The 25,852-nt window shown below is 63.8% G+C and carries 25 protein-coding genes; 12 read left to right on the top strand and 13 right to left on the bottom strand.

The features are described from left to right. The first annotated feature begins 14 nt into the window (after window positions 1-14). A complete protein-coding gene (locus PFLCHA0_RS01530; RefSeq protein WP_015633782.1) occupies window positions 15-1,421 on the top strand; it encodes a sigma-54-dependent transcriptional regulator in 1,407 nt (468 codons plus the stop codon). A 37-nt stretch (window positions 1,422-1,458) separates the two neighbouring features. Next, window positions 1,459-1,914: a YiiD C-terminal domain-containing protein gene (locus tag PFLCHA0_RS01525; protein WP_015633781.1), complete on the top strand. Its 456-nt coding sequence runs from the start codon at window positions 1,459-1,461 to the stop codon at window positions 1,912-1,914. 141 nt (window positions 1,915-2,055) lie between these two features. Here the strand turns inward: PFLCHA0_RS01525 and cysQ are convergent, their stop codons facing one another. Both cysQ and nudE read right to left on the bottom strand, forming a co-directional pair. After that, a complete protein-coding gene (gene cysQ / locus PFLCHA0_RS01520; RefSeq protein ID WP_011058676.1) occupies window positions 2,056-2,883 on the bottom strand; it encodes a 3'(2'),5'-bisphosphate nucleotidase CysQ in 828 nt (275 codons plus the stop codon). An 11-nt stretch (window positions 2,884-2,894) separates the two neighbouring features. After that, a complete protein-coding gene (gene nudE, locus PFLCHA0_RS01515) occupies window positions 2,895-3,461 on the bottom strand; it encodes an ADP compounds hydrolase NudE (protein WP_011058675.1) in 567 nt (188 codons plus the stop codon). Between the two features lie 224 nt (window positions 3,462-3,685). On the opposite strand from nudE, the gene yrfG reads away from it, so the two are divergent. After that, on the top strand, window positions 3,686-4,348 hold the full coding sequence (gene yrfG, locus PFLCHA0_RS01510; RefSeq protein ID WP_015633779.1) for a GMP/IMP nucleotidase: 663 nt from the start codon (window positions 3,686-3,688) through the stop codon (window positions 4,346-4,348). A gap of 68 nt (window positions 4,349-4,416) precedes the next feature. Here yrfG and lysM read toward each other — a convergent pair whose 3' ends face one another. After that, window positions 4,417-4,857 (bottom strand): peptidoglycan-binding protein LysM, encoded by a 441-nt coding sequence (gene lysM, locus PFLCHA0_RS01505; protein WP_011058673.1) that lies wholly within the window; start codon window positions 4,855-4,857, stop codon window positions 4,417-4,419. A gap of 136 nt (window positions 4,858-4,993) precedes the next feature. On the opposite strand from lysM, the gene PFLCHA0_RS01500 reads away from it, so the two are divergent. The 3 genes from PFLCHA0_RS01500 to PFLCHA0_RS01490 all read left to right on the top strand — a co-directional run bounded on the left by PFLCHA0_RS01500 (window position 4,994) and on the right by PFLCHA0_RS01490 (window position 9,284). Next, on the top strand, window positions 4,994-5,881 hold the full coding sequence (locus PFLCHA0_RS01500; protein ID WP_015633778.1) for a LysR family transcriptional regulator: 888 nt from the start codon (window positions 4,994-4,996) through the stop codon (window positions 5,879-5,881). Window positions 5,882-6,162: 281 nt separating this feature from the next. Beyond that, window positions 6,163-8,511: an FdhF/YdeP family oxidoreductase gene (locus tag PFLCHA0_RS01495; RefSeq protein WP_015633777.1), complete on the top strand. Its 2,349-nt coding sequence runs from the start codon at window positions 6,163-6,165 to the stop codon at window positions 8,509-8,511. Window positions 8,512-8,810: 299 nt separating this feature from the next. Continuing rightward, the gene (locus PFLCHA0_RS01490; RefSeq protein ID WP_011058670.1) at window positions 8,811-9,284 is read left to right on the top strand and encodes a YMGG-like glycine zipper-containing protein; all 474 of its coding nucleotides are present in this window, start codon (window positions 8,811-8,813) and stop codon (window positions 9,282-9,284) included. Between the two features lie 160 nt (window positions 9,285-9,444). Here PFLCHA0_RS01490 and PFLCHA0_RS01485 read toward each other — a convergent pair whose 3' ends face one another. The 5 genes from PFLCHA0_RS01485 to PFLCHA0_RS01465 all read right to left on the bottom strand — a co-directional run bounded on the left by PFLCHA0_RS01485 (window position 9,445) and on the right by PFLCHA0_RS01465 (window position 15,736). Then, window positions 9,445-9,879 carry an acyl-CoA thioesterase gene (locus PFLCHA0_RS01485; RefSeq protein WP_011058669.1) on the bottom strand — a complete coding sequence of 145 codons (435 nt, stop codon included), beginning with the start codon at window positions 9,877-9,879 and terminating at the stop codon, window positions 9,445-9,447. A 67-nt stretch (window positions 9,880-9,946) separates the two neighbouring features. Beyond that, window positions 9,947-11,173, bottom strand: a complete 1,227-nt coding sequence (locus PFLCHA0_RS01480) for a 3-hydroxyacyl-CoA dehydrogenase (RefSeq protein WP_015633776.1) — start codon at window positions 11,171-11,173, stop codon at window positions 9,947-9,949. 104 nt (window positions 11,174-11,277) lie between these two features. Then, entirely contained in the window at window positions 11,278-13,212 is a 1,935-nt protein-coding gene (locus PFLCHA0_RS01475; RefSeq protein ID WP_015633775.1) for a RecQ family ATP-dependent DNA helicase, read from the bottom strand. Window positions 13,213-13,380: 168 nt separating this feature from the next. After that, complete coding sequence (locus tag PFLCHA0_RS01470) at window positions 13,381-14,511, bottom strand: polysaccharide deacetylase family protein (RefSeq protein ID WP_015633774.1); 1,131 nt, start codon at window positions 14,509-14,511, stop codon at window positions 13,381-13,383. 67 nt (window positions 14,512-14,578) lie between these two features. Then, complete coding sequence (locus tag PFLCHA0_RS01465) at window positions 14,579-15,736, bottom strand: YfaP family protein (protein WP_015633773.1); 1,158 nt, start codon at window positions 15,734-15,736, stop codon at window positions 14,579-14,581. Between the two features lie 233 nt (window positions 15,737-15,969). Between PFLCHA0_RS01465 and PFLCHA0_RS01460 the strand changes: the two genes are divergently transcribed. Together PFLCHA0_RS01460 and PFLCHA0_RS01455 are read left to right on the top strand one after the other, a co-directional pair. Further along, window positions 15,970-16,323 (top strand): DUF1493 family protein, encoded by a 354-nt coding sequence (locus tag PFLCHA0_RS01460; protein WP_011058664.1) that lies wholly within the window; start codon window positions 15,970-15,972, stop codon window positions 16,321-16,323. Between the two features lie 40 nt (window positions 16,324-16,363). Then, window positions 16,364-17,218 carry a DMT family transporter gene (locus tag PFLCHA0_RS01455; RefSeq protein WP_172621755.1) on the top strand — a complete coding sequence of 285 codons (855 nt, stop codon included), beginning with the start codon at window positions 16,364-16,366 and terminating at the stop codon, window positions 17,216-17,218. A gap of 115 nt (window positions 17,219-17,333) precedes the next feature. Here the strand turns inward: PFLCHA0_RS01455 and PFLCHA0_RS01450 are convergent, their stop codons facing one another. Both PFLCHA0_RS01450 and hslO read right to left on the bottom strand, forming a co-directional pair. Further along, on the bottom strand, window positions 17,334-18,878 hold the full coding sequence (locus PFLCHA0_RS01450) for a phosphoenolpyruvate carboxykinase (protein ID WP_011058662.1): 1,545 nt from the start codon (window positions 18,876-18,878) through the stop codon (window positions 17,334-17,336). 179 nt (window positions 18,879-19,057) lie between these two features. Continuing rightward, a complete protein-coding gene (gene hslO, locus PFLCHA0_RS01445; protein WP_011058661.1) occupies window positions 19,058-19,960 on the bottom strand; it encodes an Hsp33 family molecular chaperone HslO in 903 nt (300 codons plus the stop codon). A 98-nt stretch (window positions 19,961-20,058) separates the two neighbouring features. Between hslO and PFLCHA0_RS01440 the strand changes: the two genes are divergently transcribed. Next, a complete protein-coding gene (locus PFLCHA0_RS01440; RefSeq protein ID WP_011058660.1) occupies window positions 20,059-20,871 on the top strand; it encodes a phosphatase PAP2 family protein in 813 nt (270 codons plus the stop codon). A gap of 38 nt (window positions 20,872-20,909) precedes the next feature. On the opposite strand, the gene PFLCHA0_RS01435 is transcribed toward PFLCHA0_RS01440, so the two are convergent. Next, window positions 20,910-21,314, bottom strand: a complete 405-nt coding sequence (locus PFLCHA0_RS01435; RefSeq protein ID WP_011058659.1) for an RNA-binding S4 domain-containing protein — start codon at window positions 21,312-21,314, stop codon at window positions 20,910-20,912. A gap of 115 nt (window positions 21,315-21,429) precedes the next feature. Here PFLCHA0_RS01435 and rimA point away from each other — a divergent pair, with 115 nt between their 5' ends. Genes rimA through rimK form a run of 3 tightly spaced genes read left to right on the top strand, consistent with a single transcriptional unit; the run spans window position 21,430 to window position 23,610 of the window. Continuing rightward, window positions 21,430-22,209, top strand: a complete 780-nt coding sequence (gene rimA, locus PFLCHA0_RS01430) for a S6 modification regulatory phosphodiesterase RimA (protein WP_015633769.1) — start codon at window positions 21,430-21,432, stop codon at window positions 22,207-22,209. Window positions 22,210-22,225: 16 nt separating this feature from the next. After that, on the top strand, window positions 22,226-22,708 hold the full coding sequence (rimB, locus tag PFLCHA0_RS01425; RefSeq protein ID WP_015633768.1) for a retropepsin-like aspartic endopeptidase RimB: 483 nt from the start codon (window positions 22,226-22,228) through the stop codon (window positions 22,706-22,708). After that, a complete protein-coding gene (gene rimK, locus PFLCHA0_RS01420) occupies window positions 22,705-23,610 on the top strand; it encodes a 30S ribosomal protein S6--L-glutamate ligase (RefSeq protein WP_007931744.1) in 906 nt (301 codons plus the stop codon). Before rimB ends, rimK begins: the two co-directional genes overlap by 4 nt. Window positions 23,611-23,685: 75 nt before the next feature. Here the strand turns inward: rimK and PFLCHA0_RS01415 are convergent, their stop codons facing one another. Then, window positions 23,686-24,999: an ATP-binding protein gene (locus tag PFLCHA0_RS01415; RefSeq protein WP_011058657.1), complete on the bottom strand. Its 1,314-nt coding sequence runs from the start codon at window positions 24,997-24,999 to the stop codon at window positions 23,686-23,688. Between the two features lie 105 nt (window positions 25,000-25,104). Next, the gene (ompR, locus tag PFLCHA0_RS01410; protein ID WP_011058656.1) at window positions 25,105-25,845 is read right to left on the bottom strand and encodes an osmolarity response regulator transcription factor OmpR; all 741 of its coding nucleotides are present in this window, start codon (window positions 25,843-25,845) and stop codon (window positions 25,105-25,107) included. Between the last annotated feature and the right edge of the window lie 7 nt (window positions 25,846-25,852).

Genomic DNA, 25,852 nt, shown 5'->3' with positions numbered 1-25,852 from the left:
CTGGAAAGTGAGCGATGAGCCATCCCGAGAGCCTCGATCCTCAGTTGCAAGTGGTGCTGATCGACGACGATCCCCACCTGCGCCAGGCCCTGAGCCAGACCCTGGACCTGGCGGGGCTCAAGGTGCTGTCCCTCGCCGAAGCCCAGGGCCTGGCGCCGCGCCTGGAGCGGGATTGGCCGGGGGTGGTGGTCAGCGACATCCGCATGCCCGGCATGGACGGCCTGGAGCTGCTCAACCAGCTGCATGCCCAGGACCCGGAACTGCCGGTGCTGCTGATCACCGGCCACGGCGACGTGCCCCTGGCCGTGCAGGCCATGCGTGCCGGCGCCTATGACTTTCTGGAAAAGCCCTTCGCCAGCGATGCCCTGCTGGACAGCGTGCGCCGCGCCCTGGACTGGCGGCGCCTGGTGCTGGACAACCGCAGCCTGCGCCTGGCCCTCAGCGACCGTCAGGAACTCAGTGCGCGGCTGGTAGGCCAGTCGCCGCCGATGCTGCGCCTGCGCCAGCAGATCGGCGCCCTGGCGGCGACCCGGGCCGATGTGCTGATCCTCGGCGAGACCGGCGCCGGCAAGGAAGTGGTGGCCCGTGCCCTGCACGATCTCTCCGGACGGCGCAACGGGCCGTTCGTGGCGATCAACGCCGGTGCCCTGGCGGAGTCGGTGGTGGAAAGCGAGCTGTTCGGCCACGAGCCGGGGGCCTTCACCGGCGCGCAGAAACGCCGCATCGGCAAGTTCGAATTTGCCAACGGCGGCACCCTGTTCCTCGATGAGATCGAAAGCATGAGCCTGGATGTCCAGGTCAAGCTGCTGCGCCTGCTGCAGGAGCGGGTGGTGGAACGCCTGGGGGGCAATCAATTGATCCCGCTGGATATCCGCATCATCGCCGCGACCAAGGAAGACCTGCGCCAGGCCGCGGACCAGGGACGCTTTCGCGCCGACCTCTACTACCGCCTGAACGTCGCGCCGCTGCGCATTCCACCGCTACGCGAGCGTGGCGAAGACGTGCTGATGCTGTTCCAGCACTTCGCCGACGAAGCCAGCACCCGCCACGGCCTGCCGCCCCAGGAACTGCAACCCGGACACCGTGCCTTGCTGCTGCGCCACAGCTGGCCGGGCAACGTGCGCGAGCTGCAGAACGCCGCCGAACGCTTCGCCCTGGGCCTGGAACTGGCCCTGGACAACAGCGAGCCGGGTACTCTCGCGGCTGCGGCCCCGAGCCTGATCGAAGGTGGCTTGAGCGAGCAGGTGGAGCACTTCGAAAAGACCCTGATCGCCGCTGAAATGGCCCAGCCCCACAGCTCCATGCGCAGCCTCGCCGAAGCCCTGGGGATTCCGCGCAAGACCCTGCACGACAAGCTGCGCAAGCACGGTTTGAACTTCGCCGACGGCGGCGCCAACCAGCCCGGCGACGAATCAGAATGAAGCGTTCCGTTATTCCCTTGACCCCTGAGGCCCCGGCATGAATCGCGACAGTCGATACCTGGAATCCATCCTCCACCGCGACATCCCCCTGACACGGGACATGGGTCTGCAGGTGCTCGACTGGCAGGTGCAAGAGTTGCGCCTGCACTTGCCCCTGGAGGCCAACGTCAACCACAAGAGCACCATGTTCGGCGGCAGCCTGTACTGCGGTGCGGTGCTCGCCGGCTGGGGCTGGCTGCACCTGCGGCTCAAGGAACAGGGCATCGATGACGGGCACATCGTCATCCAGGAAGGCCAGATCAGTTACCCGCTGCCGGTGACCGGCGACGCCGTGGCGATCTGCGCCGCACCGGATGACAAGGTCTGGAACAAATTCCTCGCCATGTATCAGCGCTACGGCCGTGCCCGGCTGACCTTGCACACCCGGGTCGTCAATGCCGGCAGCGCAGAAGACGCCGTGCGTTTTACCGGCCAGTACGTCCTGCACCGCTAACCCGTTTGCGACCCGGCTCAAATCTGTAGGAGCTGGCTTGCCAGCGAAGAGGCCGGAAATGCTTGCACAGGGCCCAAGGGCCCCGTCGCCGGCAAGCCGGCTCCTGCACAAGGGTGGCAGCGGCAAGTCGCCGCGAGGTGATCAGGAGCGGGCCAGTTCCAGCAACTTGGCGCGCCAGGGCGCCTTGGCCGGCAGGGCCAGGAAGAAGCCGTTGAGCAACGACTCCCGAGGTGGATAGCAGAACGGCGCACCGCTGAGATCCAGCACCTCGCCGCCCGCGCCTTCGAGCACGCCCTGGGCCGCCGCGGTGTCCCACTGCGAGGTGGGCGCCAGGCGCGGATAGCAGTCCGCCGCGCCTTCGGCCAGCAGGCAGAACTTCAGCGAACTGCCGATATTGGCCAGTTGCAATTCACCCAGGGCGGCGCTCAAACCACTGAGCAGACGTTCCTGCTCCGGGCTCGAATGCCGGCGGCTGGCCACCACGGTAAACGCCTCGCCGGCCCCCGGTTGCTCACGCACCTGGATCGCCTGCGGTGCCTGCCCGCGATCCACGCGCCAGGCCCCAAGGCCGGCACCGCCCAGGTAGCAGCGGCCACTGGTGGGCATCGACACCACGCCGAACACCACCCGCCCCTGCTCGATCAGGGCGATATTGACGGTGAATTCTTCACTGCCGGAAATGAATTCCTTGGTGCCGTCCAGCGGGTCCACCAGCCACCAGCGCTGCCAGCTGGCGCGGGTGGCCTGGGGAATGTCCGCATCCTCTTCGGACAGCACCGGGATGCTCGGGTCCAGGGCCGTGAGGCCGGCCACGATCAGGTGATGGGCGGCCAGGTCGGCGGCGGTCACCGGCGACTCGTCGGCCTTGTGATTGACCGCCACATCGGCGCGCCAGAACGGCAGGATCGCTTCACCGGCACGCAGGGCCAGCTCGGCAACCGGCGCCAGCAAGGGGTGGGGAAAATTCATTGACGTCTCGCTCATGCTTGAAAGACCCCGCGCTGGCTCAGCAGGTCGCGGGTCAGGTACAGCGCAGCCAGGGCCCGGCCTTCGCTGAACTGAGGGTTCTGCGCCAGGCTCGCCAGTTCGCGCAGGTTGACCTTGTCGACCCGCATCGGCTCCGGCTCGTCGCCTTCCAGGCGCTCTTCATACAGATCGGTGGCCAGCACTACCTGGATCTTCTGGCTCATGTAGCCCGGGGACAGCGACAGCTCGGTCAGGTGCTCCAGTTGCCGCGCGCCAAACCCGGCCTCTTCCTTGAGCTCGCGCTCGGCCGCTGCCAGCACATCCTCCCCCGGCTCGATCAGGCCCTTGGGCAACGACAGCTCGTAGGCGTCGGTGCCTCCGCAGTATTCCTCCACCAACACTGCATGCTCGGCGTCGAGCATTGCCACGATCATCACCGCGCCATAGCCGGCGCCCTTGCCCACCAGGCGCTCATAGGTACGTTCGACGCCATTGGAAAACCGCAACTGCACCTCTTCGACACAGAACAGACGACTGGTGGCGACGATCTCGCGGGCGAGTACGGTGGGTTTCTGGCGCATAGCGGGCTCCTTGGCGATAGCGGGTTACTATACAGCCTGTTTTAAAGTGACTGGGTTGCAGATTGCCGGTGCACAGCACCACGGCGGAACCTATTGTTTACTGCGTGTGACCGCCCTCTTCGAGGCGGCTCCTTTCTATCCGTTCTAGTGACCGGGCCTCCCTGCCCCACTGGCCTTGTCGACCCCGCCGGTCGGCTGTTTTCTTACCACTGGAGAAGTGTTCGATGGCCCTACTGCCCTGGCACCAGATCGATACCGTCCTGCTGGACATGGACGGCACCTTGCTGGACCTGCACTACGACAACCATTTCTGGATGGAACACCTGCCCCAACGCTACGCCGAGCTGCACGGGGTCAGCCGGGCCATGGCCGAGCTGGAGCTGCAGCCCCTGTTCGAACGCAACGCCGGCCAGTTGCAGTGGTATTGCCTGGACTTCTGGAGCGCCGAACTGCAACTGCCGGTGCGCGAGTTGAAGCTGGAAACCGCGCACCTGATCGCCCTGCGTCCGGACGCAGACACCTTTCTTGCAGCCATCAAGCAAGCCGGAAAGCGGGTGATCCTGATCACCAACGCCCATCGCGACTCCCTGTCATTGAAGCTGGAACGGATCGAACTGGCGCCATACTTCGAACGCCTGATCAGTTCCCACGACTACGGTTTCCCCAAGGAAAGCCCCCAGTTCTGGGACGCCTTGCAGGCCGATATCCGGTTCGACCCGGCCCGCAGCCTGTTCATCGACGACACCCTGCCCATCCTGCGCAGTGCGCGGGACTTTGGTGTGGCGCAGTTGCTGGCGGTGAGCCAGCCGGACAGCCGCAGAGGGCCGAAAGACACCGCGGAGTTCGCGGCGGTGGGGGATTACCGGGCGTTGATCGAAGGCTTGTGAAGCCCTTCGCGGGCAAGCTCGCTCCTACAGAACCCCGTGGGAGCGGGCTTGCCCGCGAAGAGAACCGATCATTCGGGAATACGCAGCACCTGGCCCGGGTAAATCTTGTCCGGGTGGGACAGCAGCGGCTTGTTGGCCTCGAAGATCTTGTTGTACTTGTTGGCATCGCCGTACTGCACCTTGGCGATGGCGCTCAGGGTGTCGCCTTTCTTCACGGTGACGAATACCGCAGAAACCACCGCCGGACCGGTCACGGTGATCTGGTCCTCGACACTGCCGACGCCGGAAATGTTGCCCAGGGCCAGCAGGATCTTCTCCTTCTCTTCCTGGCTCGCCACTTCACCGCTGACAATCACCTTGTCACCTTCCACCGTGGCATGAACATTGGGATTGCCCAGGCCAACCTTTTCGATGTGCTCCTTGAGTTGCTCACTGGCATTGGCGTTACCCGGGGTCAACAGGTCGATCAGTTTCTCACCGGCTTCCTTCACAAAGCTGAAAATGCTCATGTCGCACACTCCTTGGTTGATAGATCCAGACGCGAAAGACTAGACCAGCCTGGCCGGATGAGGTTCCCGGGCGACCAGTGACCCAAGGTCACAGGCCCGCGGTAGAATCCCAGCCTTTTGCCGCTCCGGAGCGAAGATGGACCTCAAGCAGCTGAAATTCCTCATCGCCCTCGACGAAACCCGGCATTTCGGCCAAGCCGCCGCGCGCTGCCACATCACCCAGCCGACCCTCTCCATGCGCCTGCGCAGCCTGGAAGAAGAGCTCGACTTGCCGCTGGTCAAGCGCGGCCAGCGTTTCGAAGGCTTCACCGCACCCGGCGAGCGGGTGCTGGCGTGGGCCCGCACCGTGCTCACCGCCCATGACGGGCTATTGGCCGAGGCCGCCGCCTGCCGCGGCAACCTGGTGGGCACCCTGCGCGTAGGGGTGGTGCCGCTGTCGAGTTTCAATCCCCAGCCACTGCTGCAGCGCCTGCATGCCGAGCACCCGAACCTGCGCTTCGAACTCTCGTCCCTGAGCTCGGAACAGATCCTCGAACAGTTGGCCAGCAATCGCCTGGACCTCGGGGTTTCCTACCTGGAGCGCCTGGACAGCGAGAATTTCGACTCCCTGCCCCTGGAACCGACCCACATGGGCCTGCTCTACGACCACCGGCACTTCAGCTTCGGCGAGCAGCCCCTGAGCTGGGAGGCGCTGATCGAACTGCCCCTGGGCCTGCTCACCAGCGGCATGCACTTTCGCCAGTCCATCGACCACAACTTCCACATCCGCGGCCTGCAACCGCAGCCGGTGCTGCAGACCGACGCCGTCCATCAGCTGGTGCAGATGGTCCATGGCGGCCTGTGCTGCGCCGTGATGCCTCTGGACAGCAGCCTGGAAACCCTCACCGAGCACCTGCGCCTGCAACCCATTGCCGATGCCCAGACCCTGGCCCGCCTGGGCCTGATCATGCGCCGCAGCGCGCCGCGCTCGGCCCTGGCGCAAGCCTGCTTCGCCCTCTACCAGCAATCCTTCGGCGATTCTTGATCGACGCCATCTATCAATAGATCAGTACTAGCAATTAGACGCGACAGATTGCCGCGCTTAGTCTTGGGAGCCGTTACGCCGCTGGTCACCCCGGCGCGGCGCCAGCCCCGGCGAAACGGGCACCCGCACTCGCTGCCAGCCAGCCCCACAGCATCCCTCGAACGCTAGTACGCGAAGGCATTTGCCCGGCCAGACGCTGGCCGCGCGAGCAGCGTCTCAACCTTGTCCACCTGCCGCCGAGCGTGCGCTGCGGGTCAGCAGCCTGCGATGGAGAGTCGCCCGTGAGTACACATAACCAAGCCGATCAGAAACCCGTAGCCCGCTACAAGCCCTACAAGGGACCCGCCGGTGGCTGGGGTGCCCTGATCAGCGTGGCCCAGGCCTGGCTGACCAGCGACAACGCGCTGAAGAACATCCGCATGATGCTCAAGACCAACCAGAACGGCGGCTTCGACTGCCCGGGCTGCGCCTGGGGCGACTCGCCGGAAAGCGGCATGGTCAAATTCTGCGAGAACGGTGCCAAGGCGGTGAACTGGGAAGCCACCAAGCGCCGGGTGGACGCGGCCTTCTTCGCCAAACACAGCGTCACCTCGCTGCTGGAACAAAGTGATTACTGGCTGGAGTACCAGGGCCGTCTGACCGAGCCGATGCGCTACAACGCCGACACCGACCGCTACCAGCCCATCACTTGGGAAAACGCCTTCAGCCTGATCGCCAAGCATCTGCGCAACCTGCCCAGCCCGGACATGGCCGAGTTCTATACCTCGGGCCGGGCCAGCAACGAAGCGGCGTACCTGTATCAATTGTTCGTGCGCGCTTACGGCACCAACAACTTCCCCGACTGTTCGAACATGTGCCACGAGGCCAGCGGCGTAGCCCTGGCGCAAAGCGTCGGAGTCGGCAAGGGCACCGTGACTTTTGACGATTTCGAACACGCGGACGCTATTTTCGTCTGGGGCCAGAACCCCGGCACCAACCACCCGCGGATGCTCGAACCGCTGCGCGAAGCAGTGAAGCGCGGCGCCCAGGTGGTATGCGTCAACCCGTTGAAGGAGCGCGGCCTGGAACGCTTCCAGCACCCGCAGAACCCGCTCGAAATGCTCACCAACGGCAATCGACCGACCAACACCGCCTATTTCCGCCCGGCCCTGGGCGGCGACATGGCGCTGCTGCGGGGCATGGCCAAGTTCCTTTTGCAGTGGGAGCGCGATGCGCAGAAAGCCGGGACAGCGTCGGTATTCGACCACGATTTCCTCAACGCCCACACCGCCAACGTGCTCGACTACCTGGGCACCATCGACGACACCCCGTGGGAGCAGATCGTCGAGCAGTCCGGCCTGGCCCTGGTGGAAATCGAGCAAGCGGCACGCATGTACGCCAAGGGCAAGAACGTGATCATGTGCTGGGCCATGGGCATCACCCAGCACCGCCACTCGGTGCCGACCATCCAGGAAATCGCCAACCTGATGCTGCTTCGCGGCAACATCGGCAAGCCCGGCGCCGGGCTGTGCCCGGTGCGTGGCCACAGCAACGTGCAGGGCGACCGCACCATGGGCATCAACGAACGCCCGCCAGTGGCCTTCCTCGACTCCCTGGAGCGGCGCTTCCAGTTCAAGGCCCCCCGGGACAACGGCCACAACGTGGTAGAGGCGATCCACGCCATGCTCGAAGGCCGCTCCAAGGTATTCATCGGCCTGGGAGGCAACTTCGCCCAGGCTACCCCGGACAGCCCGCGCACCTTCCAGGCCCTGAGCAACTGCGACCTCACCGTGCAGATCAGCACCAAGCTCAACCGCAGCCACCTGGCCCACGGCAAGGACGCACTGATCCTGCCATGCCTGGGGCGTACCGATATCGACCAGCAGGCGGGCGGCCCGCAAGCGGTGACCGTGGAAGACTCCTTCAGCATGGTCCACGCCTCCAACGGCCAGCTGCAGCCGCTGTCGTCGCAGATGCGCTCCGAGCCGTGGATCCTCGCCGGCATCGCCGCCGCGACTCTGGGCAGCCAACCGGTGGACTGGAACTGGCTGGCAGCGGACTACGGGCGCATCCGTGACCTGATCGCCGACACCATTCCCGGCTTCAAGGACTTCAATGAACGGCTCAAGCACCCGGGCGGCTTCTACCTGGGCAACAGCGCCGGCTCGCGCCAGTGGAACACCCCTTCGGGACGCGCCAATTTCCGCGCCAACCTGCTGCCCAAGGACCTGATCCACGAACGCACCCGGGCCACCGGGCAACTGCCGGACCTGATCCTGCAGTCCATGCGTTCCCACGATCAGTACAACACCACCATCTACGGCCTCGATGACCGCTACCGCGGGGTCAAGGGGCAGCGCGATGTGCTGTTCGCCAATGAGGCAGACATCATCCGCCTGGGCTTCAAGCCGGGGCAGAAAGCCGACATCGTGTCCCTGTGGGATGACGGCCGTGAGCGTCGGGTCAAGGGCTTCACCTTGCTAGCCTTCGACATTCCGGCCGGCCAGGCCGCGGCCTACTACCCGGAAGTGAACCCGCTGGTACCGTTGGAAAGCACCGGCGATGGCAGCCACACCCCGACTTCCAAGTTCATCGCCATTCGCCTGGAAGCGGCCAGCGACAGCGGCCTGATCATGGCTCGCTCGGCCTGACTCCTGGCTTGAGGGTCTCTTCGCTGGCAAGCCAGCCCCTACGGTTGACAGGTAAGCCGTAGGAGCCGGCTTGCCGGCGAACGCTTCCCCACGACTCTAAATCGCGGACACAAAAAAGGCCGCTCTTGCATAAAAGCGGCCGTTCCGAAGTAGCTAAAGACCCGTAAAAACCACTTAAGTTCCGCAATAAAAACAATAAGTTACGAGATTGTGTACAACTCGTGCTATTCGTCGGATTTCGTTTGTAAGCGTCGTGGTACAGCCTCAGGATCGCGCCGTCATCCCTTTGAGGCTCCTCTATGAAGTTCTCCTCGATTCTCTTGTTGTCCCTTGGCCTGGTCAGCGGCGTCGCCTCTGCCGGTGGCACCACTGAAGCAGGTGTGGGCGGCGCATTGGGCGGGGTTCTAGGCTCGGTGGTCGGTCAGCAGATCGGCGGCAATACCGGTTCCGCCATCGGTGCGGCCCTGGGCGGCGCCGGCGGTAGCGCAGTGGGCGCGGACAAACGCAGCCGTGGCCAGGCAGCCATTGGCGGCGCCCTGGGCGCAGCCGGCGGCAACGTGGTGGGCCGCAGCATGGGCGGCAACACCGGCAGCCTGATCGGCGCAGCGGCAGGCGGTGGCGCCGGCGGCGCGCTGGGCAACTACATGGGCAATGAAAGTGCCCGGGAAGATCGCGACTACCGCGGCCGCGACGACCGCCGCTACTACCGCGACGGCCACCGTGGCCGTGGCCATGCCTACGGGCATCGCAAGCACCGCCACTACCGCGACTGATCCCCTGTAGCCGCTGCCGCAAGCTGCGAGCGAGGCCGCAGGGCTCGCCAGAGCAGGCGCTGCGGTGTGTCAGGCGGCTCGTGGAGACAGGTTAGCGTCTCCTGCGGAGCCGATCGCAGCCTACGGCAGCGGCTACAGATTCCAGATCAATTATCGACGTTCACGCCACCAGCAGCTGTTCCAGGGCCGCTCGCAATGCGGGCGGAATCGGCACCGGCTGGTTCGATGCCCGGTCCACGAACACATGGACAAAACGCCCCGCTGCACAGGCATCCGCCTCTCCCGCCTTGAACACCGCCAGTTCGTACTGCACTGAACTGTTGCCCAGCTTGCCGACCCGCAAACCGATCTCGATGCGTTCGGGAAAGGCGATGGACGCAAAGTAATCGCAGGCCGAGCTGACCACGAACCCCACCACCTCGCCGTCATGGATATCCAGCCCGCCCCGTTCGATCAGGTAGGTGTTCACCGCCGTGTCGAAGAAGCTGTAGTAGGTGACATTGTTAACGTGGCCGTAGACATCGTTGTCATGCCAGCGGGTGATGATCGGCTGGAAATGGCGATAGTCGCCGCGTTGCGGCATAGGCTCGGACATCAGGGCTCTCTCCCATCGTTTGAAGGCCGGGCGATCGGTTGATCGCCCGGCATTTCACCCCAGGCAGCTAAGCCTGGGCAAACCCTTTTCCGGCCGCGGCCAGTTCCTCGATCAACTGCGCCGGGCGCCAATGCGCCCCGTGCTCGGCTTGCAGGTGCTGCAAACGCTGACGGACCTGCTCCAGCCCCTGGACATCCGCCCAGCTCATCGGCCCACCCTGATCCTTGGGAAAACCGTAGCCATTGAGATAGACCCGGTCGATGTCGGCGGCCGACTGGGCGATGCCCTCTTGGAGAATCTTCGCCCCTTCGTTGACCAGCGCCAGCAGGCAGCGCTCGAGGATCTCCTCGGGGCCGATGTCCCGGCGCCGGTAACCCAGCTCCTCGCTGACCTGCAGCACCAGCGCATCCACCTGCAGGTCATGCTCGGCCTGGCGGCTGCCGGGTTCGTAGTGGTAGTAGCCGTCGCCACTCTTCTGGCCGAAACGACCCGACTCGCACAACCGGTTGTCGATCTGCACCTCGGGCGCATCCTGGCCCACACCGTCCAGTTGCCGGGCGCGCCAGCCCAGGTCGATGCCCACCACGTCATACATGCGGAACGGGCCCATGGCGAAACCGAACCCCTGCAAGGCGCCATCCACCTGATAGGGAAACGCCCCTTCCAGCAGCATCTTGCGCGCCTCGAGCACGTAGGTGTTGAGCATGCGATTGCCGATGAAGCCGAAGCAGTTGCCCGCCACGACACTGACCTTGCCCATACGCTGCCCCAGGGCCAGGGCAGCGTCGAGCACCGCAGGAGCGGTCTTGGCCGCGCGCACCACCTCCAGCAGTTTCATGATGTGGGCCGGGCTGAAGAAGTGCAGGCCCAGTACCTGTGGCGCCCGCTGGGTGACTGCGGCAATCGCGTCGATATCCAGGGCCGAGGTGTTGCTGGCAAGGATCGCCTCGGGCTTGAGGGTCGCGTCCAGCTGACGAAAGATCTGCTGCTTGAGTTCGAGGTTTTCGTAGACCGCCTCGATCACCAGGTCCACGTCGGCGAGCTGTGGATAATCCGCCGCCGGCTTGATCCGCGCCACCCGCGCATCGGCCTCGGCCTGATCGATGCGCCCCTGGCGCACGTTGTGGGCGTAGGTGTCCGCCACCGCCGCCAGAGCCTGCTGGAGCATCTGCGGGTTGTTGTCCAGCCACAGTACCGGCAGGCCGGCATTGGCCAGGCACATGACAATGCCACGGCCCATGGTGCCGGCACCGATCACGGCGGCGCGCTGAATATCGAAAGCTGTCTGGCTCATGTTGGCTCTCTTGTGGGCGATCCAAAGACAGCCCCCACCATAGTCAGGCCCTCATCATTTTTGAAATTTATTCCTGTGATGAGCAGCATTCAGCAGATGGATTTTTAGCCTGGCAAATGGGCCTCGCACCACGCCCGCACCGCGGCATAAGGGTAATCTTCCAGTGCCGCGAAACCGGGGATGCTCCGAGCCTTGAGCCGGGTGAACAACGGCACGCTGATACCACAGAGAAAACGGGTCAGGCGTTCCGCCCCGGGTACATCGCCGGTGTGCTGCTGGTGCCTGTGGATAAAGTGGCCACACAGCCCGTCGAAACTCTTATCCACAAGCGCGGACAGAACCGGCGGCTCCGGCAGCCGCGCCACCTGGCCATGGCACACCGAACAATGCCCGCAACGCTGGGGTGCGTGCCGGTCGCCGAAATACTCCGCCAGGCGGTAACCCAGGCACTGCTCGGTGGCGAACAGGTCGAGCATGGCGTGGATCCGCGCAATCTCACTGCCCTCGTGGCGGGTGAAATAACCGTGCAGGTCGGCACTCAGTGCCGCCAGGTCAAAGTCCGTCTGCAACAGGCTGTAGACCTCGGTCATCTGCTTGCTTTCCAGCTCTACCCAGCCTTTTTCCTGGAAGTAATCCAGGGCCTTGACCACCCGGTTGCGCGGCGCCTGGTACTGCTCGTAGAGCGCGTCGAAGTTCACCGTGGCCCAGGTCCTGGCGCGGCTTGAAGTGTTGATCACGGCCTCGACGAAGTCCCTCCGCTCGCCCTCGAAACGCGCCAGCAGGGCCTCGGTTTCCAGCAGCAGTTTGAAGCGATATTCCGCGAAATAGGCATAGCGCGGCGCGATCAGGCCCCGCAGTTCCAACTGCACCAGCAAGGTCTTGAGTGGCAGTTGGCGAATGTTGCTCTGGTCCGCCAGGGGGCCGAGCAGGAACTCCCATTGCCCGTCCGCCGCCGATGCCTGCAACTCCTCCAGCACACAACGGATGCCACTCAATTCCGGGGTGTCGCCGTAGACGAAGTTTTCCAGCACGTTGAGGCTGTCGCGGTTGGCCAGCACCAGGCAATCCGAAGGCTGGCCGTCGCGCCCGGCACGACCGATTTCCTGGCTGTAGTTCTCGATGGACTTGGGCAGATCGAAGTGCACCACGTTGCGGATGTCGCTCTTGTCGATGCCCATGCCGAAGGCGATGGTGGCGACGATGCAGTGGCTGCGGCCCTCCATGAAGCGACGCTGGATCGACTCGCGCTGCTCATGGGGCAGGCCGGCGTGATAGGCCTCGGCGGCGATGCCTTGCTGGCTCAGGTGCTCGGCGATCTGCTCGGCGGTTTTCTGCAGGGTCACGTAGACAATGCTCGGCTGCCCGGCCCGGGCGCTCATCCACTGCACCAGCCGCCGACGCTTGTCGGCCCCCGGTACCGGCTCCACCAGCAGGTTGAGGTTGGGCCGGTAGAAACCGGTGGTTACTACGTCCTGCTGGGCGATGGCGAACTTGGCCTGCATGTCGGCGATCACTTTGGGGGTCGCCGTGGCCGTCAGTAGCAGGGCCTGGGGGATGTTGAACTGGCGCTGGTAGTCCGGCAGTTTCAGGTAGTCGGGGCGGAAGTTGTGGCCCCATTCGGAGATGCAGTGCGCCTCGTCCACCACCAGCAGGGAGATGGGCACCTGTTGCAGAAAATTGCGAAAGCGTTCGTTCTTCAGCCGCTCCACCGAGATCATCAGGATCTTCAGCTCCCCGGAACGAGCCCGGGCCATGACCTCATTGGCTTCATCCCGGCCCTGGGCCGAGTCGATGCTGGCAGCGGCAATGCCGTGGCGCTGGAGGAAGGCCAACTGGTCCTGCATCAGCGCCAGCAGCGGCGAGACCACCAGGGTCAGGTGCGGCAGCAGCAGGGCCGGCAACTGGTAGCACAGGGACTTGCCCGAGCCGGTGGGAAAGATCGCTGCCGCCGAGCGCCCGGCGAGCACCGCGCTGACCGCGGCCTCCTGGCCCGGACGAAACTGTGGATAACCGAAGACCTGTTCCAGGGTGCTGTGCATAAGGGTCACTCCTTGGACCGCTGACCTGTCTTGAAGACTAGCGGGACAGGTCGGCGGGGCCAGAAAAGGTCGAAGGAAAAGCGCTACCGGATGATACCGGGCACAAGAAGCTTCATCGGCAAGCCAGCCCCAGCGCAGGAGCCGGCTTGCCGCTAAAGGAGGCCACCGCTAGCGCAAGGTCCGGCAATCCAGCCACTGCACGCCGTTGTGCTGATTGGCCTTGAGCAAGGCCGGCACCGCCTGGGCGGCCTTGGCATGGGTGTCATGGAACAGAATGATGCCCCGGCGCCAGAGCAGCATCAGTGTCTGCACCCGCTGCGCGGCCGCCTCGGCGCCGACCTTCTTGCTCCAGTCCTGGGAGTCGATGTTCCACAGCATCACCTGCACCCCCTGGGCCTTGAAGAACCCGGCGCTGTCACTGCGACGCTGCCCGTATGGCGGCCGGAACAGCGGCAGGTACTCATTGGTCAACGTGCGGTTGGCCAAGTTGGCGCTGCGAATCACCGAGCTTTGCCATTCGTTCCAGGAGGAGTGGGACTTGTGCTCCCAGCCGTGTACGCCCACACACTGACCGTCGTACAACTCGCGCATTTTCCCTGCCGAAGACTGGCTCAGGCGCGCCTGAAACGAGTCCCCCAGGACAAAGAAAAGGCTATGCAGATCGTAGGCCCGCAGCACCTCGATCAACTGATCCGTAGGCCCGTCTCTCAGGCTCGGCCCATCGTCGAAGGTCAGCAGAAACTGCCGGTCTGCCAGTTCGTCGCCCAGGCGCTCTGCCGGGTCCATGCGCTGGATCTCACTGCTGACGGCGGGAAACAAGGCGGCCAGGCGCAGCTGTTCATTGAGGTACTGCTGATGAAACTGCCCACTGGCCTCACCCCAGGCGCCGTAGGCCGCCTTGCTGGCGCCGGTGAAACTGGCCGCCAGTTGCCGCAGCTCCCCAAGGTTGCGTACCTGCAGACAGAAAGGCTGGCCATCACAGCCCTGGCTGGCCTGCCGGTAGTTGTCCAGCAATTGGTCCCAAAAACGCTGGCGCAGTTGATCCACCGACTTGCGGTCAAGCTGCCGCACTCCAAGCCGCTGCTTGAGGGCCTTGTCATCCAAGGCCTCGGTGGCCAGCAGGGCTTTGCTGAACATCAGAATCTCGGCCCGGGAGGCGGTATCGAAATCTGCGGCGCTGGTCAGCGGATTCGGCCAGCCACTGCGGTCGATGGTGGCGAACACCAGCGGCCCGGCCGCCTGGGCCACCCCTGTGGTCAGACACAGCGCCAGCAACCAGGGGAAAACACGAATTCGCATACCAACCTCCATAAATGCACAACGCGCCACTGCCGGCGCGTTGTGGAGATAACTTCTGCCTGTGTGATCAGCGGTTCTGCAACCGCTCTATCGCCTTGTCGTACACCGGGTTGGCCTTCTGCTCCCGGGCCTTGCGGTAGTGCTCCAGCGCCGTGACCAATTGCCCGGCATCTTCGTAGATGCGCCCCATGTCGTAGTAGGCGCTGGCGCGTATGGTGGGTGCCGACGGGCCACTGGCCAGGGCGATTGCCTGGCGATCGGCGGCCACGGCCTCGTCGGGGCGGCTGTTCTTGCGGTTGGACAGCGCCAGGTTGCTGTAGGCCTGGGCAAAGCCTGGATCCAGCTCGATGGCTTCGCGATAGTAGATACCCGCACTGCCGAAGTCGCCCTTGCGGTAGGAAGCCTCGCCTTTCTGGTTGAGGCTCTTGGCATCCACCGGCCCCTCGTCCCTGGCCAGCACTTCATCGATGGGCTTGCCATTGGCCAGTAGCAGCGGATCGAGGTCGCTCATCCGCGACTCCACTTCCTCGTTGCCTTGCAGCACCCGATCGATGTCCTGCAGTTGGCCATTGGCCGTCAGGCGAAACACTACCCAGAGGTTGCCCTGGCGGTTCTGTGGCACCCGGTAGCTGCGCATCAGCGTCGGACCCTTATAGACAAAGACCTGCGCCTGGCTGCGGCCCAGGCGCAAGGATTCGGGATTATTGCCGTTGGTAAAGTCGTGCACCGCATACACGTAGGCATCGCCCGGCACAGGCTGTTCGATGGTGAGGGTCTCCGGCCCGCGGCTGTCGGTGCTATCCACATTCATCCGCGCCCCCGGCCCGGTGCCGGTGGCGTAATACAGCAACCGGTGGGGATAACTCAAATGCGCATCCAGGTCTTCCCCCGGTGCACTCCAGCTCAGCACCACGCGCAGGCTTTGCGGATCCTTGAGCACCGGGCTCATGGCGTAGCTCAGCCCCTGGCACGGGCACTTGGCCCGCAGGTCGGCATAACCGAGCTTGCGGATCAGCAGTTCACTGCCCGGCGAATCGGCGGCCTCCAGCGTCACTCGCCCCTGGGCATCGGTCCGCCCGGAAGCCTGCCCCAACTGCACTTCGGCATCGGCCAGTACCGCGTCCTTGACCACCGCATCCAGCACCTGGAGCGACAACGACTGAGCCTGCACCGGACTCATCAGCATCCCTAGCCACAACAACGCCGCCAGGCGGAAAAAAGCCATAACAAAATCCCTGTAGATAACGATGGCCGGACCTCTGTCCCGCCCCACCCATCAGCGGCGAACCATACACAGTTTTGCCCGCCAATGCTCGGCCTGGCGCCGTAAATACAGCGCAAAACGACAGTCTTGCCTACCCGGAGCAACGCCCCCCGTCCCGACCTCCGAGCACTTGCAAGCCAAACCCCTACTCGCCTTACACTGCAGCTCCTGGAAACCGCAAGTGAACCCCGACCATGCAACTGGCCCCCGGCTTTCCCGACGACGTCATCATGCGCCAGCTCATGCAACTGCTGCATGAGGAAATAGGCCTGCCCGAGCGCAAGACTCTTCGCCTGAACACCGCGATCAATCTCGACCTGGGTTGCGACGGCGCCGACGCCCGTCATTTACTCAACGCTCTGGAAGAACAGTTTGATATCGATTTTGTCGATTTCGACAGCTATCGCTACTTCCAGCCCGAAGGCTACGATGTGTCCCTCAAGCGTCGCGCCAAGGGTCGGGGAGACAAGCTCCCGCTGACCATCGGCATGCTGTACCGGGCGCTCAAGGAGCAACGCTGGGACACTCAGGAGCTGGAAGGCCTCTAAGGTTCACGGCAGTACATAAGGAAATGCCGTGGACGTACTGATGGGCTTGCTCGCCGCCCTGCTCTGGGGCGGCACCGATTTTCTCGTGGGGCTCAACGTGCGCGCCGTGGGCGTGAAACGTGCGGTGTTCTTCAGCCAGAGCCTGGGGTTCACCCTGATGAGCCTGCTGCTGACGATCTTTCCCGCCTTCCTGCTCAAGGCCATGGCCGCGCCCCTGGAGGTCTGGCTGATGGGCGTGGTCGCCGCGGCCTTCACCGTCTCCGGCGCCCTGGCCCTGGGCAAGGCCTTCGCCCTGGGCAAAGCCTCCATCGTCGCCCCATTGGTGACCTCCTACGGTGTGGTCACCACCTTGCTGTCCTGGGCCAGTGGCGAGCAGATCAGCCCGCTGCAGCTCATGTGCATCCTGTTGTGCGTGATCGGCGTGATCCTCTCCAGCCTGCACTCGGACTCCAAGCTGCCCCACAGCACCGCCGCCGGCCGCTCGATCTTCTTCGCCCTGCTCTCGGCCTTCCTCTATGGCACCAGCTTCTGGCTGCAGGGCCGCTACACCCTGCCGCAACTGGGGCCGATCAGCATGCTCTGGCTGGGTTACGCGGTGGGCAGCGGCGTGATGCTGCTGATGGTGCTCAAAGTTGCGGACGGGCTGAAGATCCCGCCGCTGAAGAACTGCGGCCTGCTGGCCTCCACCAGCCTGATGAACCTGGGCGCCTTCTTCGCCTTTTCCTGGGGTGCCATGAGCGGCTCGGTGTCGGTGGTGACGGTAATCAGCACTCTGTCCGGCGGCATCGCTGCGGTGCTGGGCTATGTGTTCTTCAAGGAGCGGCTGACGGCGGTGCAGGTGACGGGGGTGGTGCTGGTGTTGCTGGGGGCGCTGGTGTTGCACTTGAAGACGTGAGGGTGTCTGGCTGGCCCAGGGGATGCCGCGCATCCCATCGCAGCCTGCGCCTGCGGCTACAGCTGCGCACAAAAAAGCCGCCCCGAAGGGCGGCTTTTTAATGGCAGGTCGAAGCTTACAGCTTCGGACCAGCAGCCTTGATCGCGTCGCTCACGTCGAACTTCTTGAAGTTCTCGATGAACAGGCCGGCCAGGGCCTTGGCGGCTTCGTCGTAGGCGGCTTTGTCAGCCCAGGTGTTGCGTGGGTTGAGCAGGCCGGTTTCAACGCCCGGTACGGCTTTTGGCACGTCCAGGTTGACGATGTCCAGGTGCTCGGTCTCGGCACCGATCAGCGCGCCGCTCTGGATCGCTGCAATCACGCCACGGGTGGTGGGGATGTTGAAGCGTTTGCCCACGCCGTAGCCACCGCCGGTCCAGCCGGTGTTGACCAGGTAGACCTTGGAGCCGAAGCCGCGGATGCGCTTGATCAGCAGCTCGGCGTATTCGCCCGCCGGACGCGGGAAGAACGGTGCGCCGAAGCAGGTGGAGAAGGTCGACTTGATGCCCGAGCCCGAACCCATTTCAGTCGAGCCCACCAGAGCGGTGTAGCCGGACAGGAAGTGGTAGGCGGCTTGTTCTTCGCTGAGGATCGACACCGGCGGCAGTACGCCGGTCAGGTCGCAGGTCAGGAAGATCACGGCGTTAGGCTCGCCACCGAGGTTCTTCGGTGCGCGTTTTTCGATCAGCTCGCGCGGGTAGGCGGCGCGGCTGTTCTGGGTCAGGCTGTCGTCGGCGTAGTCGGCTTTCTTGGTGACCGGGTCGATCACCACGTTTTCCAGAACGGCACCGTGCTGGATGGCTTTCCAGATCACCGGCTCGTTCTTTTCCGACAGGTCGATGCACTTGGCATAGCAACCGCCTTCGATGTTGAACACCACGCCCACGCCCCAACCGTGTTCGTCGTCACCGATCAGGTAACGGCTTTCGTCGGCGGACAGGGTGGTCTTGCCGGTGCCCGACAGACCGAAGAACAGGGTCACGTCGCCTTCTTCGCCCATGTTGGCGGCGCAGTGCATCGGCAGTACGTCGGCAGCCGGCAGCAGGAAGTTCTGCACGGAGAACAGGGCTTTCTTCATTTCACCGGCGTAGCGCATGCCGGCGATCAGCACTTTCTTGGCCGCGAAGTTGAGGATCACGGTGCCATCGGAGTTGGTGCCGTCGCGCTCTGGCTCGCAGACGAAGTTCGGCGCGTTGAGGATCTGCCACTCATCCTTGCCACCGGCGTTGTACTGCTCGGGGTTGATGAACAGGCAGCGGCCGAACAGGTTGTGCCAGGCGGTCTCGGTGGTCATTTTCACCGGCAGGTAGTGCGCCGGATCGGAACCTACATGCACATGGGAAACAAAACGCTCGCGCTCGCCCAGGTAGGCTTCAACGCGGTCCCACAGGGCGTCGAACTTGGCCGCCGGGAATTTGCGGTTGATCGGGCCCCAGGCGATAGCGTCCTGGGTGCTGGGCTCTTCTACGATGAAACGATCCACTGGCGAACGGCCGGTACGATGACCGGTGCGAACCACCAGAGCGCCGGTATCGGCAAGCTCGCCCTCACCGCGGTTCAGGGCTTCTTTGACCAGATCATCCACACTCAGATCGGTGTACACGGCGTTATTGGCTTGCGTCATGAGGTTCCCCGTCGGCCATTGGCCGAGTGCTCCAAACGTTTTGTAGTAGAAACTCGCGCACTACTACCGCGAAAAAAGTGCGCCGGATTATGCCAGAAAAGCCCCAAAATAGTAGGGCCCTCCCGTCAGCACGGCGTAATTCCGGCGTTTGCCAGGTGATTTACCTGCGCTGAATCGTTTTAGTGACGAGTATCTGACGGCGTGTCCACGCCCGCCCCCGCGAACAATTGCGCGATATCAGCGGCATCGAACAGGTAGCGTTCGTTGCAGAACTGGCAATCGATCTCGATGCTGCCGCCATGTTCGACCACCAGTTGCTGGGCATCTTCCAGACCCAGGCTGACCAGCGCATTGCCCGAGCGTTCCCGCGAGCAACTGCAGCGAAAACGCAGCGGCTGCACGTCGAACAGGCGCACGGCTTCTTCGTGGTACAGGCGGTGGAGCACGGTTTCGTTGTCCAGGCTCAGCAGCTCATCGGCGGTCAGGGTGCTGGCCAGGGCAGTGAGGTGCTGCCAGCTGGCGTCACGCTCTTCCTGATCACGCAGGCGGTCGGCGGGCAGTTGTTGCAGGAGCAGGCCACGGGCGCTGCGGCCGTCGGCATAGAGCCAGAAACGGGTGCCGGTCTGTTGCGACATGACGAAGTAGTTGGTGAAGCATTCCGCCAGGTTGGTGCCGTCCAGGTCGACGATGCCCTGGTAGCGCTGGCCATTGGTCGGGTCCACGGTCAGGGCCAGGACGCCGTTGGGCATCAGGTCGGCGAGGGTGGCATCAGGGGCGATCTGCTCCGCGTCGTAACGGGCCAGGCCACGGATCTCGCGCTCGCTGGAGCACTCGATCATCAGCAGCGGCACCGGGCCTTCGGAACGGGCCTGGAGAATCAGCAAGCCATCGAATTTCAGGGTGCCGACCAGCAACGATGCCGCCGCCATCAGTTCGCCAAGCAGCTGTGCAACCGGCTCGGGATAGGGGTGTTTGGCGAGGACTTCCGCGTAACTGCGCTCCAGCGCCACCAGCTCGCCGCGGGTGTCGCTCTCATCGAAGATGAAGCGTTGAGTGAAGTCGGTATCCGGCAAATCAGTCATAGGTCTGGGTATCTGAATGATGACAAAAAGGTGACAAGCACCGAAAATTGCGGCTTTGCACCATGAGGGTGCAGTTTTGCGGTGATTGGAGATATTTTATGAACAATCCGGGTTTGTTCCAAGCAAGGTGGAACCTCGGCAAGCTGGTTCTGTGCAATTTACTCCCTTTGGCCCTGCTGGGTTTCTGGTTGTGGCCCACCGGGCAGGCGCTCTGCACGGTCTTCGACGAATGGCTGTTCCACCACCTCAACGCCCCTCTGGCAAGCAACTCGACCTGGCTGCATATCTGGGCCGTGGCCAGCCTGCGGCCGTTCGATATCGTAGTGGGGCTGATCATGCTCGGCCTGCTGATTCGCGGTGACTGGGTGTTCAAGGCGGTGGACGTGCGCCGTGCCTTCTTCGGCTTTCTATCGATCCTGATTCTGATGGTGGTGATTCGCGCGCTGTTTTCCAAGCTGGTGGCCGTCATGAACTGGCAGCACAACAGCCCGTCCATGGTGCTGGAAGGCGCCGTGCACATGAGCGACTACTTCCCGGGCTGGGAAAAGACCTGGGAACTCAAGGACCGCTCCAGCCAGAGCTTCCCGGGCGACCACGCTTCGGTGCTGCTGATCTGGGGCCTGTTCATGGGGATCTTCAGCCGCAGCATCGGCCAGTTCCTGATCGTCTGGGGCCTGACCCTGCTGTTCATGATGCCGCGCCTGGTGGCAGGCGCCCACTGGGGCCAGGACGACTACATCGGCGGTGTGCTGCTGGCGGTGCTGGCCCTGGGCTGGGGCTACTACACCCCGTACGCGGCGCGGATGTCGAACTTCCTGCTGCGCCTGACCCACCCGCTGTTCAACCTGTTGAGCCGGATGCCCGTGCTCTCGCGCATGAGCGTGGTGCGCGCCAGCAGCCTGCTGCGCTAAGCAGCCCCGTAGGAGCCGGCTTACCGGCTCCTACGGTTTCATTCGTGGTTGCTGCCGTGGAACTTGAACAGGTCCCGGCGCTGTTTCTTGCTCGGTTTACCGTCGGTGCTCACTCCTAGGGCACCAGCCTTGCGCTGGGCCGCAGCGGCTTCGCGCTTGGCGATGCTGGCCTCGGTTTCCGCGTACAGAGCCTGCGCTTCAGGAGCGCCACGGCGGACGATGGACAGGGCCTGGACCACCACGGTGCGTTCGTCGAAGCCGGCGCGAATCTGGTATTCATCGCCTACCCGCGGCTCCTTGCCCGGTTTGCAGCGCTCGCCCCGGTGATGCACCTTGCCGCTTTCAATCGCTGTCTTGGCCAGGGCACGAGTCTTGTAGAAGCGCGCTGCCCACAGCCATTTATCCAGACGAACCTTGTCCTCTTCTTCCTGCTTGTGCGCCACTGGAATTCCCCTCGCTGAAAAATGTCGCAACTTTACCGCCTGCAAGCGGGCTCTCATAAACCCTGCCGCTCACCTAAAATAACCCAGGTTGCGCCCTGATACGCGAGGAGTCCCCGTGACTGACTTCCCCACTTCCCTGACCTCGCCCGGCAACCGTTGCGAAGGTTGCCAGCAAAGCCAGCCACTGGGCTTCGATTTTTCCTTCGCCTACCAGCCCATAGTCGATCTGCGGGACCGCTCGGTCTTCGCCCATGAAGCCCTGGTGCGCGGGGTCAATGGCGAAGGGGCGGGAACGGTGCTGGGCCAGGTCAATGACAGCAATCGCTACCGTTTCGACCAGCGCTGCCGGACCCAGGCAATCACCCTCGCCGCCCAGTTGGGGATGCAAAGCCACCTGTCGATCAACTTCATGCCCAACGCCGTGTACCGGCCGGAACTGTGCATCCGCAGCACCCTGGAGGCGGCCCGGGCCCAGCGTTTTCCCCTGGACCGGCTGATTTTCGAAACCCTGGAAAGCCAGCACGTAGATAACTATCGCCATTTGACCAATATTCTGCGTGAATACCGCGAATTCGGCTTCAAGACCGCCATCGACGACTTCGGCTCGGGGTACTCGGGGCTGAACCTGCTGGCGGATTTCCAACCCGACCTGATCAAGCTCGACATGGCGCTGGTGCGCGATGTGGACCAGGATCGCGTACGCCAGGCGATCATCCGCGCGATTGTCACAATGTGTGCGGAGTTGGGGGTTACAGTCATCGCCGAAGGTATTGAAAGCGCCGGTGAACGGGACTTTCTCAGCGACTGTGGAATTTATCTGATGCAGGGCTACTGGTTCGCCAAGCCTGCATTCAAAGCCCTGGCCGAGGTTCCGGCCGCGGCCTGGAACAGCTAATTGCGGATTTTCCTTATTGAAGACTTTTGACCATTTGACCGTTGTCGGTCTGCGCGAGTGGGTGGCGCTCCCGGATCTGGGCGTGGCCGGCCTGCGCGCCAAGATCGACACCGGGGCCAGCACCTCCAGCCTGCATGCCACCGAGATCGAGCCCTTCGAGCGCGAAGGTGAGCAGTGGGTGCGCTTCAATGCCCACCTGGGCAGTGTGGTGCAGTTGCGTCACCGGCGCTGCGAAGCACCGCTGGTGGCGATGAAAACCATTAAAAGCTCCAACGGCCAGGCCCAGGTGCGCTACGTGATCAGCACCACCCTGGCCCTGGGCGATCGGGTGTGGCGGGTGGAGTTCACCCTCGCCTGCCGCAAGGCCATGCGCTATCGCCTGCTGCTGGGTTCCAAGGCTCTGATCGACGGCCAACTGGTGGTCAATCCGGGCATCAAGTACGTACAAGACAAACCGGTGTTCCCGGTATCCACTACCTCTGCCACAGGTGTTGCATGAAGATCGCTGTGCTGTCGCGTAACCCGCGTCTGTATTCCACTCGTCGTCTGGTCGAGGCCGGCACCGAGCGTGGCCATGAAATGGTAGTGGTCGATACCCTGCGCGCCTACATGAACATCGCCAGTCACAAGCCGCAGATCCACTACCGCGGCAAGCCCCTGGAAGGCTTCGATGCGGTGATCCCGCGGATCGGTGCCTCGGTGACCTTCTATGGCTGCGCGGTGCTGCGCCAGTTCGAAATGATGGGGGTGTTCCCCCTCAACGAATCGGTGGCCATCGCCCGCTCCCGGGACAAGCTGCGCTCGCTGCAGTTGCTGTCGCGGCGTGGCATCGGCCTGCCGGTGACCGGCTTCGCCCATTCCCCGGACGACATTCCCGACCTGATCGAGATGGTCAACGGCGCGCCGTTGGTGATCAAGGTGCTGGAAGGCACCCAGGGCATCGGCGTGGTGCTGTGTGAAACCGCCACGGCGGCGGAATCGGTGATCGAGGCCTTCATGGGCCTGAAGCAGAACATCATGGTCCAGGAGTACATCAAGGAGGCCGGCGGCGCCGACATTCGCTGCTTCGTGGTGGGGGACAAGGTGATCGCGGCGATGAAACGCCAGGCCAAGCCGGGGGAGTTCCGCTCCAACCTGCATCGCGGCGGCAGCGCCAGCCTGATCAAGATCACTCCCGAAGAACGCATGACCGCGCTGCGGGCGGCCAAGGTCATGGGCCTGAGCGTGGCAGGGGTGGATATCCTGCGTTCCAATCACGGGCCGCTGGTGATGGAAGTCAATTCCTCGCCGGGCCTGGAAGGCATCGAGACCACCACCGGCAAGAACGTGGCGGGAATCATCATCGAGCACATCGAGAAGAACGGCGGGCCGAACATGACCCGGACCAAGGGCAAGGGCTAGGGATCGCGTGGCCGGCCTTGCGCTGGCAAGCCAGCTCCTACGGGCTATGTGCTGCCTGCAGGAGCGAAGCCCCGATCAATCCGCATCACGGGGCAGCAGCAAGCCCAGCGGCAGGCGTACTCGCGCTTCCAGGCCACCATCGGGGCGGTTGCGCAGTTCGACATTGCCACCGTGCATGGCGGCAATCCGCTTGACGATGGCCAGCCCCAGCCCGGTGCCCTTGCCGCCGCGGGCACGGTCGCCACGGGTGAAGGGGTTGAAGATCGCTTCCAGTTCCGAAGGATCGATCCCCGCGCCACGGTCCATCACGCTGAGCACCACATAGGGCGCATTGGTGTCACCGGACACATAGGCCGCCACTTCCACTTCCGTACCCGCATGATTCAGGGCGTTACCGATCAGGTTGTTGAGCAGGCGCTTCATCGACACCCGGCGCAACGGGAACGGCTGGATCGGCTCCAGGCGCAGGTGCACCCGTTCTTCGTTCTGGTTGTAGGGCGCCGCCACTTCCTGCACCAGATCGCCCAGGTCCACCTCTTCCACCGATTCGTCGCGCCCATCGCGAATGAAGGCCAGGAACTGGTCGAGAATGGCGTCCATGTCCTCGATATCCCGCACCATGTCGTCGGTCAGGTCAGTGTGATCGCCCATCAATTCCAGGGACAGGCGCAGCCGGGTCAGCGGCGTGCGCAGGTCGTGGGACACCCCGGCCAGCATCAACTCCCGCTCTCGCCCTGCCTGTTCCACGTCCTCGGCCATCTGGTTGAACGCGCGGTAGACCTCGGTCATCTCGCTGGGCGTATCGCTGATGGGCAGGCGCACGCTGCGTCCCTGGCCCAGTTGCCGGGCGGCATACACCAGGCGCTTGAGGGGCTGGTTGAGCTGGCTGACGAAAATCCAGGCCGAGGCGGTGGACAAGAGGCCAATGGCCAGGAACCAGCCCAACACGCTCCAGATCTTCTGCCCCCGCAGCGGATGGGGGTACAGCGGCACCTTGAGCCAGCCGTCCCCCAGGCTCGGCGCCCGCACCCAGAGCGCCGGCGGCGCATGCATGCGCAGGCGCACTTCGGTGTCGGCGCCCAGTTCGGCCTGCATCTGCCGCTGGTAGATCTCGCTGTAGGGCCAATGCTGCTCGCCGGCCGGTACGCCGCTGCCCACCACCTTGATCAGGCCGGCAGCCTCGGCGATCTGGTCACGGTTGGATTCATCGGCGGCCCAGTAGGCGCGCAGGGTCAGGGCCACGCCGTGGCTGTACTGCCGGTCCACCAGCACGTCCTCGTTCATCAACAGATAAACCAGGGTCAATGCCTTGGAAAACAGCACCACGATCAGCACCAGCCACAGGGTGCGGGAGAAGAAACTCTGGGGGAACCACAGCGGGGTTTTCATAACAGCCACTACACACTTTGCAGGAGCGACTCGCGCTCGCACCGTTGCGGAATGCGAACGCCCGGGTCGTTACCGGCCCGGGCGTTGGCTCCTACAAATCAATGATCACTTGGTCGCGGTGCCATCCGGCACAAAGACATAACCCACGCCCCAGACGGTCTGGATGTAGCGCGGCTTGGAAGGATCGGGCTCGATCATCCGACGCAGGCGGGAGATCTGCACGTCAATGGAGCGCTCCAGGGCGTCCCATTCGCGACCACGGGCCAGGTTCATCAACTTGTCCCGGGTCAGCGGCTGGCGGGCGTTCATCACCAGCGCCTTGAGCACCGCGAATTCACCGGTGGTGAGCATGTGCACTTCATTGCCGCGCTTGAGCTCGCGGGTGGCCAGGGACAACTCGTAGTCGCCGAAGGTCACGCTTTCGTCTTCGCTGCCCGGCGCACCCGGCACCGGGGCAGACTGGCGACGCAATACGGCCTTGACCCGCGCCATCAGCTCGTCGGGATTGAACGGCTTGGCCAGGTAATCGTCGGCGCCCAGTTCCAGGCCCTTGATGCGGCTCAGCTCGTCGCCCTTGGCGGTGAGCATGATGATCGGAATCTGGTTGTTCGCGCTGCGCAGGCGGCGGCATGCGGTCAAGCCGTCTTCGCCGGGCAGCATCAGGTCGAGTACCACCAGGTTGAACACTTCGCGACCCAGCAGGCGGTCCATTTGCTCGGTGTTAGGTACTGCGCGGGCACGGTAGCCCTTGCTGACGAAGAAACGCTCCAGCAGGCTGCTCAGCCCCGGGTCGTCGTCAACAATAAGAATTTTTTCGCCTTCAGCAGTTTGTACAGTGCTGCTCATTGGATGC

The sequence above is a fragment of the Pseudomonas protegens CHA0 genome (assembly GCF_000397205.1).
In the GTDB taxonomy this organism is placed as follows: Bacteria; Pseudomonadota; Gammaproteobacteria; order Pseudomonadales; family Pseudomonadaceae; genus Aquipseudomonas; species Aquipseudomonas protegens.
Note: the sequence above shows the minus strand (reverse complement) of the source record. Positions and strands in the feature narration are given on the sequence as shown.